The sequence below is a fragment of the Streptomyces sp. KMM 9044 genome, from assembly GCF_024701375.2.
In the GTDB taxonomy this organism is placed as follows: Bacteria; Actinomycetota; Actinomycetes; order Streptomycetales; family Streptomycetaceae; genus Streptomyces.
Genome location: NZ_CP113910.1, coordinates 5559380 through 5573282 on the forward strand (window position 1 = coordinate 5559380; position 13903 = coordinate 5573282).

At 69.3% G+C, this 13903-nt stretch carries 13 protein-coding genes; 9 read left to right on the top strand and 4 right to left on the bottom strand.

Translation table 11 applies throughout. The features are described from left to right. Window positions 1-593: 593 nt before the first annotated feature. Window positions 594-803, bottom strand: a complete 210-nt coding sequence (locus HUV60_RS25060; RefSeq protein ID WP_257849457.1) for a hypothetical protein — start codon at window positions 801-803, stop codon at window positions 594-596. Window positions 804-933: 130 nt separating this feature from the next. On the opposite strand from HUV60_RS25060, the gene HUV60_RS25065 reads away from it, so the two are divergent. Continuing rightward, on the top strand, window positions 934-1923 hold the full coding sequence (locus HUV60_RS25065) for a carbohydrate kinase family protein (RefSeq protein WP_257849458.1): 990 nt from the start codon (window positions 934-936) through the stop codon (window positions 1921-1923). 25 nt (window positions 1924-1948) lie between these two features. On the opposite strand, the gene HUV60_RS33650 is transcribed toward HUV60_RS25065, so the two are convergent. After that, window positions 1949-2626: a zinc ribbon domain-containing protein gene (locus tag HUV60_RS33650; RefSeq protein WP_331462020.1), complete on the bottom strand. Its 678-nt coding sequence runs from the start codon at window positions 2624-2626 to the stop codon at window positions 1949-1951. Window positions 2627-2656: 30 nt separating this feature from the next. After that, window positions 2657-4102 carry a cysteine desulfurase/sulfurtransferase TusA family protein gene (locus tag HUV60_RS25075; RefSeq protein ID WP_257849460.1) on the bottom strand — a complete coding sequence of 482 codons (1446 nt, stop codon included), beginning with the start codon at window positions 4100-4102 and terminating at the stop codon, window positions 2657-2659. Window positions 4103-4446: 344 nt separating this feature from the next. On the opposite strand from HUV60_RS25075, the gene ctaC reads away from it, so the two are divergent. The 4 genes from ctaC to HUV60_RS25095 all read left to right on the top strand — a co-directional run bounded on the left by ctaC (window position 4447) and on the right by HUV60_RS25095 (window position 8987). Further along, window positions 4447-5439, top strand: coding sequence for an aa3-type cytochrome oxidase subunit II (gene ctaC / locus HUV60_RS25080; RefSeq protein ID WP_443047410.1), 993 nt, complete (start codon window positions 4447-4449; stop codon window positions 5437-5439). Next, entirely contained in the window at window positions 5436-7172 is a 1737-nt protein-coding gene (gene ctaD, locus HUV60_RS25085; protein WP_257849461.1) for an aa3-type cytochrome oxidase subunit I, read from the top strand. Before ctaC ends, ctaD begins: the two co-directional genes overlap by 4 nt. After that, entirely contained in the window at window positions 7169-7567 is a 399-nt protein-coding gene (locus tag HUV60_RS25090) for a cytochrome c oxidase subunit 4 (protein ID WP_257849462.1), read from the top strand. The genes ctaD and HUV60_RS25090 overlap by 4 nt, the downstream gene beginning before the upstream one ends. A 160-nt stretch (window positions 7568-7727) precedes the next feature. After that, complete coding sequence (locus tag HUV60_RS25095; RefSeq protein WP_257849463.1) at window positions 7728-8987, top strand: L,D-transpeptidase; 1260 nt, start codon at window positions 7728-7730, stop codon at window positions 8985-8987. Between the two features lie 29 nt (window positions 8988-9016). Here HUV60_RS25095 and HUV60_RS25100 read toward each other — a convergent pair whose 3' ends face one another. Beyond that, window positions 9017-9418 (bottom strand): hypothetical protein, encoded by a 402-nt coding sequence (locus tag HUV60_RS25100; RefSeq protein ID WP_257849464.1) that lies wholly within the window; start codon window positions 9416-9418, stop codon window positions 9017-9019. Between the two features lie 201 nt (window positions 9419-9619). On the opposite strand from HUV60_RS25100, the gene ctaE reads away from it, so the two are divergent. The 4 genes from ctaE to qcrB all read left to right on the top strand — a co-directional run bounded on the left by ctaE (window position 9620) and on the right by qcrB (window position 13839). Further along, window positions 9620-10231, top strand: a complete 612-nt coding sequence (gene ctaE, locus HUV60_RS25105) for an aa3-type cytochrome oxidase subunit III (RefSeq protein WP_257849465.1) — start codon at window positions 9620-9622, stop codon at window positions 10229-10231. Between the two features lie 79 nt (window positions 10232-10310). Then, window positions 10311-11123, top strand: a complete 813-nt coding sequence (gene qcrC / locus HUV60_RS25110; RefSeq protein WP_257849466.1) for a cytochrome bc1 complex diheme cytochrome c subunit — start codon at window positions 10311-10313, stop codon at window positions 11121-11123. Then, entirely contained in the window at window positions 11120-12181 is a 1062-nt protein-coding gene (gene qcrA / locus HUV60_RS25115; protein ID WP_257849467.1) for a cytochrome bc1 complex Rieske iron-sulfur subunit, read from the top strand. The genes qcrC and qcrA overlap by 4 nt, the downstream gene beginning before the upstream one ends. Then, on the top strand, window positions 12178-13839 hold the full coding sequence (qcrB, locus tag HUV60_RS25120; protein WP_257849468.1) for a cytochrome bc1 complex cytochrome b subunit: 1662 nt from the start codon (window positions 12178-12180) through the stop codon (window positions 13837-13839). The genes qcrA and qcrB overlap by 4 nt, the downstream gene beginning before the upstream one ends. Window positions 13840-13903 lie beyond the last annotated feature (64 nt).

The following is a 13903-nucleotide window of genomic DNA, read 5'->3' on the forward strand; positions in this document are numbered from 1 at the left end:
TCCTCGGGCGCCGGCTGCTCGTCTCGGGCTCGGAGGACCGGCACGGATCCGCTCCCCGGGCCCCCGCCTTCGGTGTCCCCCGTCACCGTGCCGGCTGTCATGCCGGTCGTCGTGTCCTCGGCCTGCCCGGGGGTGGTGCGGGGTTCCGCCTCATCCGGGGTTCTCTCGTGCTCGCCCCTCGGCGCCCCGACGCTCTCCGCCCCGGTGTCCCCGGTGTCCCCGGTGTCCCCGGTGTCCCCGGTGCCCGTCCCCGGCTCCCCGGCCCCGGGGGCGGGAGCTTCGGGGACGGAGCGGGGCGCGGCGGCGTCGTCCCGGGGCCGCGCGCCCCGCGGGGTGTCCGCGCCGTCGGCCGAAGCGCCCCCGGTGTCGCGCGCGCTGCCGGAGGCCCGCGCCTCGGCGTCGTCGTTGTCGGGTCGCTCGGTGTTCACCGCATCGCTCCTTCGGCTGCACAGCTGTCCCTGAAGACCCTGCCCGGTCGCACCCGGACCGTTGAGGGGTCGTATCCCGTATCCCCTTTACGGGGGACAGCGATGGGACGCAACGGAGGAGCGTACGGTTCCCCGGGCACGGATCCGGCCGCGGCAGACCCCGGCTCAGTCGCCGTACTCGGACATCGCGTCCAGCAGCCGGGCCGAGGACGAGGGCACGGACACGCCGTGGATCAGGGACGGGGAGACCGGACGGGCGGTGTTTCGGTCCGGTGCCGTCCAGCGGGGAGACATCCGGGCGCCGTCGCCGCGCAGCGATGCCAGGTCGCCGTCGAGGTCGGCCTGTGTGGGGACGTGGAACTCGAGGTTCGTCATACGAGCACCGTATGTATGGCACGGGTCACGACGAAAGATCTACTATCGGGTAGTTTTGCCGGTCTTCAACGGGCGGCGTCCACCCGATAGCGTGGACCGTCAATCCCCCTCCCCCAGGAGAGTCCACGCCGTGCGCATCGCAGTCACCGGCTCCATCGCCACCGATCACCTCATGACCTTCCCCGGCCGCTTCGCCGACCAGCTCGTCGCGGACCGGCTGCACACGGTCTCGCTGTCCTTCCTGGTCGACAACCTCGACGTACGCCGGGGCGGCGTGGGCGCGAACATCGCCTTCGGCATGGGGCAGCTCGGCACCCGGCCGATCCTGGCCGGCGCCGCGGGCTTCGACTTCGACGAGTACCGGGCCTGGCTGGAGCGGCACGGCGTCGACACCGGCTCCGTCCGTATCTCCGAGACGCTGCACACCGCCCGCTTCGTGGTCACCACGGACGCCGACCACAACCAGATCGGCTCCTTCTACACGGGTGCGATGAGCGAGGCCCGGCTGATCGAGCTGAAGACCGTCGCCGACCGTGTGGGCGGCCTCGACCTGGTCCTCATCGGTGCCGACGACCCGGAGGGCATGCTCCGGCACACCGAGGAGTGCCGAGCCCGGAGTATTCCGTTCGCCGCCGACTTCTCCCAGCAGATCGCCCGGATGGACGGGGAGGAGATCCGGATACTGCTGGACGGGGCGACCTACCTCTTCTCCAACGAGTACGAGAAGGGGCTCATCGAGAGCAAGACCGGCTGGTCCGACGCCGAGATCCTCGGCAAGGTGGGCCACCGCGTCACCACCCTCGGCTCCCGCGGGGTGCGCATCGAGCGTGCGGGCGAGGACCCCATCGAGGTCGGCTGCGCCCGGGAGGAGCGCAAGGCGGACCCGACCGGGGTGGGCGACGCCTTCCGCGCCGGGTTCCTGTCCGGACTGGCCTGGGGCGTTTCGCTGGAGCGCGCCGCACAGGTCGGCTGCATGCTCGCCACCCTGGTCATCGAGACCGTCGGCACACAGGAGTACCAGCTGAGCCGCGCCCACTTCATGGAGCGCTTCGCCCGGGCCTACGGCGACGAGCCCGCGACCGAGGTGAAGAAGCACCTGATGTCAACGACCCGGGACTGAAAGTCCCGGGCTCGCACAACGGGCGTCACCGGCTGGGGTGCTGCGTTCGCGTCCAGCCCCGTCCCGCCGGCGCGGGGGGCGGGGCAGGGGCCGTCGGCCGGGCCCCGCGTCGCCACAACTCCCACGCTCCGGCCCGGATGTTGCGGGAGCCGTGCCGGTCCGCGTGATCAACGAATCCGCAGGACCGGCACGCGAACCGGGCCTGGGAAACCCGGTTCGCCCTGTCGATGTGCCCGCACCCGGCGCAGGTACGGGAGGTGTACGCCGGATCGACGTAGCCGGACTCGCCCTTCCCCGTGAGCGAGACTCGGGCGCCCCGCGGTCGGACGCAGCGGTACCGAGGATGTGAGTCCCCCCGGGGCCGAAGGACTCCGTTGGGAACAGCCCCGGGGGTTCCTCGCAAGAACAAGCTGAAGTACCGGCGGTTCACGAGCCCCGGTGGCCATCGGGTCCCGGGGCCGGTGACCGGTTCGTGGCGACGCCGTGGGCCGATCCGGTAGGGCGGCCCGAGCCCCGCGAACCCGTACCGGCGGCACCGGGCGCTCAGGCTACGAGCAGGGGGACTGCTCCGGCTGCGAACCGTGGCACGGTCCGGAAAGCGAAAAGGCCCGCCGACTCCGTCGGCCTGCCCCCACGCAAGACCGAGGCCAGTACCCCGGGCCCCCGGACCTGCCGACGGCGGCGTCGTGGACCCCGAGGTCACCGGACGCTCGCGGTCCCGGATCCCCGTCGTTCACGAGATCCGGCGGACTACGTAGGCCGAGCCCCGGTCCGCCGGTTCCTCACCCACGTACCCCTGCCCGCGCATCTCGCACCACGCCGGGATGTCCAGGCGGGCGGCCTCGTCGTCCGCGAGGACGCGTACCGTGCCGCCCACAGGCACGTCGCCGATCACCCGGGCCAGCTCGATCACCGGGACCGGGCACCGCCGGCCCAGCGCGTCCACGACCAGGGCGTCGACGGCCGCGGCACCGTCGGCCGGCGCGTCCACGAGCGGGGCGCCGGCCGCCTCGCCGGTCTGCTCCGCGCCCCGTACGCCCCCGGCGGTCACCGGCGCCCCCAGCTTCTCCCGCACCCCCGCCACCACCCCCGGCAGGACCGCCAGGAACCGCTCGACGTCCCCGGCCGGTGTCCCCGGCGGCAGCGAGACGCGGACGTTGCCCTCACTCAGCACCCCCATCGCCCTCAGCACATGGCTCGGGGTGAGCGTACTGCTCGTGCACGACGAACCCGACGACACGGAGAAGCCGGCGACGTCCAGCTCGTGCAGCACCGTCTCCCCGTCGACATAGAGGCAGGAGAAGGTGACGATCCCCGGCAGCCGCCGCTGCGGATCACCGGTCACCTCCACCTCCGGCACCAGTGCCGGCACCCGTACCCGGATCCGCTCCGTCAGTTCCCGCAGGCGGGCCGCCTCCTCGGCCGCCTCGGCGCGCACCGCCCGCAGCGAGGCCGCCGCGGCCACCACCGCCGGGATGTTCTCGAACCCGGCCGCCCGCCCCGACTCCCGTTCGTCCAGCGGCCCCTGGGGAGCGAACCGTGTCCCCTTGCGCACCACGAGCAGCCCGACACCCGACGGGCCGCCCCACTTGTGGGCGCTCGCCGTGAGCAGCGACCAGTCGCCCGCCACCGGCCCCCAGCCCAGCGACTGGGCCGCGTCCACCAGCAGCGGCACACCCGCCGCCCGGCACGCCCCGGCCACCTCGGCCACCGGCTGCACCGTCCCCACCTCGTGGTTGGCCGACTGGAGACAGGCCAGCGCGGTGTCCGGCCGCAGCGCCCCGGCAAACGCGTCCGGGGGCACGGCACCCGTGCGGTCCACCCCGGCCTCGGTGACCGAACCGCCCCGCGCCTCGTGGACTTCAGCTGCATGGAGCACAGAGGAATGTTCGACCGCTGACACGATCAGGTGGCGCCCCACGCGCCGGCGCCCGGCCAGCGCCCCCTCGATCCCGGCGTGCACCGCCCGCGTGCCGGACGGCGTGAACACCAGCTCGTCCGGGCGGCATTCCACCGCCTCTGCCGCCGCCTCGCGCGCCGCGTCCAGCAGCAGCCGGGCCCGCCTGCCCTCCCGGTACAGCCGGGCCGGATCGGCCCACCCCTCGTCCAGCGCGGCCAACAGAGCCTGACGGGCGACGGGATGGAGCGGAGCGGCGGACGCGGCGTCGAAGTAGGACATACGGCAACGGTAAGCCGCGGACCCGGCAGGGAAGGGGGAGAGGACGGCGAGGGCAGGGAGCGCGGAGGAGAGGGGGGCGTGCGCACCCCGGGCCCTCCGTGCCCGCCGGGCTCGGCCGTTGCCACCGCACAAGCCGCACTCCCGGCCATTGGGCGCGCCTCCCCACCCCTTCGGGGTGACGGGCGGCGCGTATGCCCCCCTCCTCGCGACCCCCCGAAAGGCGTCGGCTAGGGTTTGGTCCGCATAAACATCCAAACCCCTGCCCGACGCAGGGCGGCGACCGACCAGCGAGAAGGCCAGGCCGCAGCCGTACAGCGCGGGCGAGACTCTCGGGAAGGCGCTACGTGAGTCCCAACGGCTCCGACCTCCCCCACTGCCTGAAGGGCGTGGGAGGTACCCCCAAGCTGCGGCGCCCGATGCGGCGGAAGCTGCTGCAGGCACTGACCGCGGGCCTGGTCCTGGCAACCGCCACCGGTTGCACATGGGAGGACTTCCCTCGCCTTGGTATGCCCACCCCCACCACGGAGGAGGCTCCCCGGATCCTCTCCCTCTGGCAGGGGTCCTGGGCCGCCGCGCTCGCCATCGGCGTGCTGGTGTGGGGTCTGATCCTGTGGAGTGCTTTCTTCCACCGGCGCAGCCGCACCAAGGTCGAGGTACCTCCGCAGACCCGGTACAACATGCCCATCGAGGCGCTGTACACCGTGGTTCCGCTCATCATCGTCTCGGTCTTCTTCTTCTTCACGGCCCGTGACGAGTCCGAGCTCCTGAAGCTCGAGGCGAAGCCGGACGTCACCGTGAACGTCGTCGGTTTCCAGTGGAGCTGGTGCTTCAACTACATCGAGAACGTCGAGGGTTCCACCGGCGACGCCAGGACCGCCAAGGAGCTCGACGGGGTCCCGGACCGCTACAAGGAGGCCTTCCCGGCCGACGCCGGCGGTGTCAACGACTGCGGCACCCCCTCCACGCGGAACCCGCAGACCAACAACCCGGGCCCCACCCTGTGGCTGCCCGAGGGCAAGCGGGTCCGCTTCGTCCTGACCTCGCGGGACGTCATCCACTCCTTCTGGGTGGTGCCGTTCCTGATGAAGCAGGACGTCATCCCGGGTCACCCCAACGCCTTCGAGGTGACCCCCAACCGTGAGGGCACCTTCCTCGGCAAGTGCGCCGAGCTCTGCGGCGTGGACCACGCCCGGATGCTGTTCAACGTGAAGGTCGTCTCCCCCGAGCGTTACGAGCAGCACCTCCAGGAACTCGCGGAGAAGGGGCAGACCGGTTACGTGCCCTCCGGCATCGAGCAGACGAGCCACGAGAAGAACCGGGAGGCGAACATCCTGTGAGCATCCTCGATGAACCCCAGGGTGCCGCAGCGTCTGTGGGCTCCTACGAGAGCGAGCAGCCGGTCCGGCGCAAGCAGCCCGGCAACGTGGTCGTCAAGTGGCTCACCACCACCGACCACAAGACGATCGGCACGCTGTATCTGGTGACGTCGTTCGTGTTCTTCTGCATCGGTGGCGTGATGGCGCTCGTCATGCGCGCCGAGCTGGCCCGGCCGGGCCTGCAGGTCATGTCGAACGAGCAGTTCAACCAGGCGTTCACGATGCACGGCACGATCATGCTGCTGATGTTCGCGACGCCGCTGTTCGCCGGCTTCGCGAACTGGATCATGCCGCTCCAGATCGGCGCGCCCGACGTCGCCTTCCCGCGGCTGAACATGTTCGCCTACTGGCTCTACCTGTTCGGCTCGCTCATCGCGGTCGGCGGCTTCCTCACCCCGGACGGGGCCGCCAGCTTCGGCTGGTTCGCCTACTCCCCGCTGTCGGACGCCATCCGCTCGCCGGGTGTCGGCGCCGACATGTGGATCATGGGTCTGGCGTTCTCCGGCTTCGGCACGATCCTCGGTGCGGTCAACTTCATCACCACGATCATCTGCATGCGCGCCCCCGGCATGACGATGTTCCGCATGCCGATCTTCACCTGGAACGTGCTGCTGACCGGTGTGCTGGTCCTGCTCGCCTTCCCGGTGCTCGCGGCGGCGCTGTTCGCGCTGGAGGTGGACCGCAAGTTCGGGGCGCACATCTTCGACGCGGCCAACGGCGGGCCGCTGCTCTGGCAGCACCTGTTCTGGTTCTTCGGCCACCCGGAGGTGTACATCATCGCGCTGCCGTTCTTCGGCATCGTCTCCGAGATCATCCCGGTCTTCTCCCGCAAGCCGATCTTCGGCTACATGGGTCTGATCGGCGCGACCATCGCGATCGCCGGTCTGTCGGTGACGGTGTGGGCGCACCACATGTACGTCACGGGCGGTGTGCTGCTGCCGTTCTTCTCCTTCATGACCTTCCTGATCGCGGTCCCCACAGGTGTGAAGTTCTTCAACTGGCTGGGCACCATGTGGAAGGGGTCACTGAGCTTCGAGACACCGATGCTCTGGTCGGCGGGCTTCCTGGTGACTTTCCTCTTCGGCGGTCTGACGGGTGTCGTCCTGGCCTCGCCGCCGCTGGACTTCCACGTCTCGGACTCGTACTTCGTGGTGGCGCACTTCCACTACGTGGTGTTCGGCACGGTCGTCTTCGCGATGTTCGCCGGCTTCCACTTCTGGTGGCCGAAGTTCACCGGCAAGATGCTCGACGAACGCCTCGGAAAGATCACCTTCTGGACGCTGTTCGCCGGCTTCCACGGCACGTTCCTGGTCCAGCACTGGCTGGGTGCCGAGGGCATGCCGCGCCGTTACTCGGACTACCTGGCCGCCGACGGCTTCACCGCGCTGAACACGGTCTCGACCATCGCGTCGTTCCTGCTCGGCCTGTCGATGCTGCCGTTCCTCTACAACATCTGGAAGACGGCCAAGTACGGCAGGAAGGTCGAGGTCGACGACCCGTGGGGCTACGGCCGTTCGCTCGAATGGGCGACGTCGTGCCCGCCGCCGCGGCACAACTTCACCTCCCTGCCGCGGATCCGCAGCGAATCCCCGGCGTTCGACCTGCACCACCCGGAGATCGCCGCGCTCGACCAGCTCGAGAACACCGGTCACGGTGAGAAGGTCCTCTCCGGTGGCAAGGAGGCCGGCAAGTGAAGATCCAGGGCAAGATGTTCATGTGGCTGAGCGCCTTCCTGCTCGCCGTGGCAGTCGTCTACGGCGTGTGGTCGAAGGAGCCGGTCGGCACCACGGCCCTCTTCCTGGCCTTCGGCCTGAGCATCATGATCGGCTTCTACCTGGGCTTCACCGCCCGGCGGGTCGACGTGGGTCCCCAGGACGACAAGGAGGCGGATGTCGCCGACGACGCCGGCGAGGTCGGGTTCTTCAGCCCGCACAGCTGGCAGCCGCTCGGTCTCGCTCTCGGCGGTGCGATCGCCTTCCTGTCCGTCGCCGTCGGCTGGTGGCTGATGTACTTCGCGGCACCGCTGATCCTGCTCGGCCTCTGGGGCTGGGTCTTCGAGTACTACCGCGGTGAGAACCGCACCCAGTAGTACGGCGCCGGCGGTAAGCACCCGTAGGACAGGCAACACGCGCAGGGCCCGGACGCTCCCTCGGGAGTGTCCGGGCCCTGCGCCGCGTCTGCCGCAATGTGTGTCACTCGTTCGAGTTCTCCAGCGCGCCACGGTTGACGAGTCTTTCTAGCGTGAGGTCATGAGACGTGATCCGCGAAACCGCACTGCCGTCGGCTGCGCGCTGCTGGTGACCGCCCTCGGCGCGGGCGTCACCGGCTGTTCCTCCGGCGGCGACCCGCTGTCCGCCGAGCCCTACGACGCGGCGGACCGGATCAGCTTCAGAGGCCTCTCCGAGGGGAAGAAGGCAGACCCCGACAAGCCCTTGGAGATCGTCGCCGAGGACGCCGGCGGGCGCATCACCGACGTCACGGCCGTGGACGACGCCGGCCGCCACGTGGCAGGCGAACTCGCCGCCGACGGCAGCCGCTGGCACAGCACCTCCCCGCTCGCCGCCGACGCCGACTACACGGTCCGGGTCAGCACCGAGGACAAGGACGGGGCGCGGGGCCGCAAGGCCCTCACCTTCACCACCGGCAAGCCCACCGCCGCCAAGAGCCTCGGTGTCACCTTCGGCCCCGGGACGGGCACCTACGGCGTCGGCCAGCCGCTCACCGCCGAACTGACCGCGCCGGTCCGGGACCCCGTCCAGCGCGCCGTCGTGGAACGCGGCCTGAAGGTGTCCTCCACGCCCGCGGCGGACGGCGCCTGGCACTGGGTGGACGACAAGCTGCTCCACTTCCGGCCGAAGGACTACTGGCCCGAGAACGCCACCGTCAGGATGCGCAGCAACCTGGAGGGCATCCGGATCGGCGACCGGCTGAGGGGCACCAAGGCCGCGTCACTGACCCTCAGCACCGGCGACCGGCTCATAGCCGTCGCCGACGCCGCCGCACACCGGCTGAAGGTCTACAAGAGCGGCGAGGAGATCAGGACGATACCCGTCACCGCCGGCAAGCCCGGCTTCGAGACCCGCAACGGCGTCAAGGTCGTCCTCGCCAAGGAGCGCCTCGTACGCATGCGCAGCACCAGCATCGGCATCGCCGAGGGCTCCTCCGAGTCGTACGACATGCCGGTCCACTTCGCCACCAGGGTGACCTGGAGCGGCGAGTACGTGCACGCCGCCCCCTGGTCCGTCGGCTCCCAGGGTTACGCCAACGTCAGCCACGGCTGCGTCGGCATGAGCACCGGTGACGCCGAGTGGTTCTTCGGCATGTTCGGCCAGGGCGACCTCGTCGAGGTCGTCAACTCGGGCGGCGACACCATGGAGCCGTTCGGCAACGGCTTCGGCGACTGGAACCTCAGCTGGGACCAGTGGCGCGCGGGCAGCGCCCTGACGGGCGGCACCGAGGCCGGTCCCACCGCCGAGAAGAAGGCACGCCTGCGCCCCCAGCCGGCGTGAGCGCCGGCCGACGGGCTCCAGAACAGGACCTAAGCGTTCAGGGCGTGCTTCTCGCGCAGCAGGGAGGCGAGGGCCGAGGCGAACTCCACCGGCTCCACCGGTAGCGTCACAGCGGCCTCCGCGCGGCTCCAGGTGGCCAGCCAGGCGTCCTGGGGCCGGCCGATGAGCAGCAGCACCGGCGGGCACTGGAAGATCTCGTCCTTGATCTGCCGGCACACGCCCATGCCGCCCACGGGAGTCGCCTCACCGTCCAGGACACAGACGTCGATACCACCCCGTTCCAGTTCCGTGAGGACGGCGGGGAGGGTCGCGCACTCCAGGAACTCCACGACGGGCACGTCCGGGGCCGGCCGTCGGCCGGTGGCGAGCCGCACCTGCTCCCGGGTGCCGGAATTGTCACTGTAGACCAGCACCGTGGCGGTCGCCTGCATTGTTCCTCCACGCTTGTGAGGGGGCACGGCATCGTCGGGCACCAGTGGTGCCGATGGCGCGGATGCTACCCCTTCCGGCAGCTCGTCAACACTGGTTCGCACCCCGCTTCGATGGGCCATCCGGGCAGTACAGGAGGGGCGGACACTCCGAACAGCACCCCCCGGGGTGAGGGCGGGATAAGCGACCGACATAATGTCGGCGTGGCGACAGCAACGACAGTAGACACCGGGCACGCGCACCCGTCGGTCAATCGACCGAACCTCACCAGCGTCGGAACCATCATCTGGCTGAGTTCCGAGCTGATGTTCTTCGCGGCCCTCTTCGCGATGTACTTCACCCTGCGATCGGTGACCGGCCCCGACTTCTGGTCGGAGAAGGCCGACACGCTGAACTTCCCGTTCGCGTTGACGAACACCACGATCCTGGTGCTCTCCTCCCTCACCTGCCAGCTCGGCGTCTTCGCCGCCGAGCGCGGTGACGTGAAGAAGCTCCGGACGTGGTTCATCGTCACGTTCATCATGGGCGCGGTCTTCATCGGCGGTCAGGTCATCGAGTACACCGAGCTGGTCAAGCACGAGGGCCTGTCCCTCTCCTCCGACCCCTACGGCTCGGTCTTCTACCTGACCACCGGCTTCCACGGCCTGCACGTGCTGGGCGGTCTCTTCGCCTTCCTGCTCGTCCTGGGCCGGACCTACGCGGCTCGGAGGTTCACCCATGACCAGGCGACGGCGGCCATCGTCGTGTCCTACTACTGGCATTTCGTCGATGTCGTCTGGATCGGTCTCTTCGCCACGATCTACATGATCAAGTAGGCGGACCCGAATCCGCGCGCTCGAAGAAGCGCACCCACCAGAAGCATCGACGCAGAAGATCCTGACACCGGGGTAATCCGTGAAAAAGCTCTCCGCACGACGACGCCACCCGTTGGCTGCGCTCGTCGTCCTGCTCCTCGCGCTGGCATGCACCGGGGGGTTGTACACCGTGTTCGCGCCCGCGAGCAAGGCGCAGGCCGACGAAACCGCCCAATCCCTCACCATCGAGGAGGGCAAGAAGCTCTACGCGGTCGGCTGTGCCAGCTGCCACGGCACCGGTGGGCAGGGCACCAGCGACGGTCCCAGCCTGGTGGGCGTGGGCGCGGCGGCCGTCGACTTCCAGGTGGGCACCGGCCGTATGCCGGCCGCCACCTCGCAGGCCGCGCAGCTTCCGCAGAAGAAGGTCGTCTACACCCAGGCCGAGATCGACCAGCTGGCGGCGTACATCGCCTCCCTGGGCGCCGGCCCGGCCGTCCCCACCGAGGAACAGTACGGCCCCGAGGGCGCCGACATCGCCAAGGGCGGTGAACTGTTCCGCAACAACTGCGCGCAGTGCCACAACTTCACAGGCAAGGGCGGTGCGCTCACGCACGGAAAGTACGCCCCGAACCTCGAGGACGTGGACCCCAAGCACATCTACCAGGCGATGCTGACCGGCCCGCAGAACATGCCTTCCTTCCCCGACGGTTCGCTGTCGGAGCAGAACAAGAAGGACATCATCGCCTACCTCGAGACGGTCAACAGCGATGACAGCGTGAGCCCCGGCGGTCTGTCGCTGGGCGGGCTCGGTCCCGTCTCCGAGGGTCTGTTCGCGTGGGTCTTCGGCCTCGGCGCGCTGATCGCGGTCGCCGTCTGGGTCGCAGCTCGGACCGCAAAGGCCAGGAAGTCATGAGTAGCCAAGAGACTCCCGAAGAGAAGCAGCTGCCCGCAGGGCAGGACACCGTGCACGGCACGGTGCGCGTCGCGGACGAGAAGAACCCGTTCGCCGACCCGGGGCTGCCGCCCCACGAGCCGCGCGTCCAGGACATCGACGATCGGGCAGCCAAGCGGTCCGAGCGTACGGTCGCCCTCCTGTTCACGCTGTCGATGCTGGCCACCGTCGGCTTCATCGTCTCGTTCGTGACGATCCCGGTCGACGAGTCCGTCTACATCTTCCCGCTCGGTCACATCAGCGCGCTGAACTTCGCGCTCGGCATGACCCTCGGCGTCGCCCTGTTCGCCATCGGTGCCGGCGCGGTCCACTGGGCCCGCACGCTGATGTCGGACCACGAGCTCACCGACGAGCGGCACCCGATCTCCGCGCCGCCGGAGCTCCGCGAGCAGGTCATGGACGACTTCCGCCAGGGCGCGAAGGAGTCCGCGCTCGGACGGCGCAAGCTGATCCGCAACACGATGTTCGGCGCTCTGGCCCTGGTCCCGCTCTCCGGGGTGGTCCTGCTGCGCGACCTCGGACCGCTGCCCGGCACCTCGCTCCGCCACACCCTGTGGGCCAAGGGCAAGCTGCTCATCAACATGAACACGAACGAGCCCATGCGGCCGTCCGACATCATCGTGGGCTCGCTGACCTTCGCCCAGCCCGAGGGCCTGGACCCGCACGAGCACGGGTACCTGAACGAGATCGCCAAGGCCGCCCTGATGATCGTCCGTATCCAGCCGGAGGACATCAAGGACAAGCGCGAGCTCGAGTGGTCGCACGAGGGCATCGTCGCGTACTCGAAGATCTGCACCCACGTCGGCTGCCCGATCTCCCTGTACGAGCAGCAGACGCACCACGCGCTGTGCCCCTGTCACCAGTCCACCTTCGACCTCTCCGACGGGGCCCGGGTCATCTTCGGTCCCGCCGGTCACGCCCTGCCGCAGCTGCGCATCGGTGTGAACGACGAGGGCTATCTCGAGGCGCTCGGCGACTTCGAGGAGCCCGTCGGTCCTGCATTCTGGGAGCGCGGATGAGTACTACGACCAGCACCACGAATCCGTCCGGCGCCGACGGGCCGGGCCGCTCCCGCGGTAAGGCCCCGGCCGGCGAACGGGTCGCCGACTGGGCCGACGGCCGGCTGGGGATCTACTCCCTTGCCAAGGCCAACATGCGCAAAATCTTCCCCGACCACTGGTCGTTCATGCTGGGGGAGATCTGCCTCTACAGCTTCCTCATCATCATCCTCACGGGTGTGTACCTGACGCTGTTCTTCCACCCGTCGATGAACGAGGTGGAGTACCACGGCAGCTACATCCCGATGCAGGGCCAGCTGATGAGCGAGGCGTACAAGTCGACGCTGGACATCAGCTTCGACGTCCGCGGTGGTCTGCTGATCCGCCAGCTCCACCACTGGGCCGCGCTGGTGTTCCTGGCCGGCATGTTCGTGCACATGATGCGCGTGTTCTTCACCGGCGCGTTCCGCAAGCCGCGTGAGGTCAACTGGCTGTTCGGCTTCCTGCTCTTCGTCCTCGGCATGTTCACCGGTTTCACCGGCTACTCGCTCCCGGACGACCTGCTCTCCGGCACCGGTATCCGCTTCATGGAGGGCGCGATCCTGTCCGTGCCGATCGTCGGCACGTACCTCGCGTTCTTCCTGTTCGGCGGGGAGTTCCCGGGGGACGACTTCATCGCCCGGTTCTACTCGGTCCACATCCTGCTGTTGCCGGGCATCATGCTCGGCCTCGTGGTGGCGCACCTGATCCTGGTCTTCTACCACAAGCACACGCAGTTCGCGGGCCCCGGCAAGACCAACAAGAACGTCGTGGGCATGCCGCTGCTGCCGGTGTACACGGCGAAGGCCGGAGGCTTCTTCTTCCTGGTCTTCGGCGTGCTGGCCGTCGTCTCGGCGATCGCGACGATCAACCCGATCTGGAACATCGGCCCCTACCGGCCGGACATGGTCTCCACCGGGGCCCAGCCCGACTGGTACATGGGCTTCTCCGAGGGGCTGATCCGGGTGATGCCGGGCTGGGAGATCAACTTCTGGGGTCACACGCTCGTCCTGGGTGTGTTCGTCCCGCTGATGATCTTCCCGCTGGTCCTGGTGGCCATCGCGGTCTACCCGTTCATCGAGTCCTGGGTCACCGGCGACCAGCGCGAGCACCACATCCTGGACCGCCCGCGCAACGCCCCGACGCGCACCGCCTTCGGCGTCGCGTGGATCACCTGGTACTTCGTGCTCCTCGTCGGTGGTGGCAACGACCTGTGGGCCACGCACTTCAACCTGTCGATCAACGCGATCACCTGGTTCGTGCGCGTCGCCTTCTTCGTCGGGCCGGTCGTCGCGTTCATCGTCACCAAACGGATCTGTCTCGGTCTCCAGCGCCGAGACCGGGACAAGGTGCTGCACGGTCGCGAGTCGGGCATCATCAAGCGCCTGCCGCACGGTGAGTTCATCGAGGTCCACGAGCCGCTCAGCCAGGAGCAACTGCACACCCTCACGGCGCACGAGCAGTACAGGCCGTCCGAGATCGGCCCGCTCGTCGACGAAAACGGCGTCGAGCGCAAGGTGAAGCCGCTGGAGAAGCTGCGCGCCAAGCTCAACAAGGGCTACTACGGCGAGGAGTCCCAGATTCCGAAGCCGACCGTCGAGGAGTACAAGGAGATCACGAGCGGCCACGGCCACCACTGACCGCCGCACCGCCTCAACCGCCTTCCCAGGCAGCCAAGTCGCCACACGACGGCGAAGGGCCCCC

What these genes read in the sequence shown, in the direction of transcription:
- HUV60_RS25060 (WP_257849457.1), bottom strand. Translation starts at nt 803, where the DNA reads ATGACGAACCTCGAGTTCCACGTCCCCACACAGGCCGACCTCGACGGC.
- HUV60_RS25075 (WP_257849460.1), bottom strand. Translation starts at nt 4,102, where the DNA reads ATGTCCTACTTCGACGCCGCGTCCGCCGCTCCGCTCCATCCCGTCGCC.
- HUV60_RS25095 (WP_257849463.1), top strand. Translation starts at nt 7,728, where the DNA reads ATGAGACGTGATCCGCGAAACCGCACTGCCGTCGGCTGCGCGCTGCTG.
- HUV60_RS25100 (WP_257849464.1), bottom strand. Translation starts at nt 9,418, where the DNA reads ATGCAGGCGACCGCCACGGTGCTGGTCTACAGTGACAATTCCGGCACC.
- qcrA (WP_257849467.1), top strand. Translation starts at nt 11,120, where the DNA reads ATGAGTAGCCAAGAGACTCCCGAAGAGAAGCAGCTGCCCGCAGGGCAG.
- qcrB (WP_257849468.1), top strand. Translation starts at nt 12,178, where the DNA reads ATGAGTACTACGACCAGCACCACGAATCCGTCCGGCGCCGACGGGCCG.